Raw genomic sequence first — 1,188 nt, forward strand, 5'->3', positions numbered from 1 at the left:
TATGAGACATCTTAAGAATACCACAGAATTACTCGGAATCAAAGACAAAAATATTACCTTGACACAAGCCGTTCAACACGATACCCATATCGAAGTCATCGCTACACTTGACTATCATCCTCCTAAATGTAAGCACTGCAAGGGAAAACAAATCAAATACGATTTCCAAAAACCTTCTAAAATCCCCTTTATCGAAATTGGGGGATTCCCTAGCCTCATTCGTTTGAAAAAGAGAAGATTCCAATGCCAGTCCTGTCGGAAGGTATCCGTATCTGAAACGACCCTCGTTAAGAAAAATTGCCAAATCTCTGAGCTCGTGAGACAGAAGGTAGCTCAGCTATTGCTCAACAGAGAATCCCTTACCCATATCGCTTCTAAGCTGGCTATCTCTACCTCTACCGTCTATCGTAAACTCCAGCAATGTCAGTTTCAAGAAGATTACTCTTCCTTGCCTGAAATCCTCTCCTGGGATGAATTCTCTTCGCAAAAAGGCAAACTGGCCTTCATTGCCCAAGATTTCAAGACTAAGAAAATCATTACTATCCTCGATAACAGAAGACAGACAGCCATCCGAAACCACTTTTTCAAGTATTCCAAAGAAGCCAGAAATAGGGTCAAAGTGGTTACTGTCGATATGTCGGGGAGCTATATTCCTCTCATTAAGACATTATTCCCTAATGCCAAGGTTGTCCTCGATCGCTTCCACATTGTCCAGCACATGAGTCGTGCCCTTAATCAGACAAGAATCCAAATCATGAAGCCGTTTGATAAGAAATCCCTTGAATACAGGGCTCTTAAATACCACTGGAAACTCATTCAAAAAGATAGTCGAAAACTGTCTCTTAAACCGTTTTACTCACGGACTTTCAGAGAAACTTTAACGCCTAGAGAGTGTCTGAATAAACTATTGAAACTAGTACCTGAACTAAAAACCTATTATGACCTGTACCAACTGCTCCTCTTTCATCTACAAGAGAAGAATACTAAGCAATTCTTTGGATTAATTCAAGACACATTCCCTCATCTCAATCATACTTTTAAAACGACTCTAAATACCTTTATTCGTTATAAAAATTATATCACTAATGCCATTGAATTGCCTTATTCTAACGCTAAATTAGAAGCCACTAACAAACTCATCAAAGACATCAAACGCAATGCCTTTGGCTATCGGAACTTTGACAACTT

The 1,188-nt window shown here is 39.3% G+C and carries 1 protein-coding gene; it reads left to right on the forward strand.

Annotation, left to right across the window (positions count from 1 at the left end):
• Position 1: 1 nt before the first annotated feature.
• The coding region (locus tag AC4HAL_RS10985; protein ID WP_491094186.1) for an ISL3 family transposase at positions 2 to 1,188 on the forward strand (1,187 nt) is incomplete at its 3' end.

It is taken from the genome of Streptococcus sp. ELY_125, from assembly GCF_058314535.1.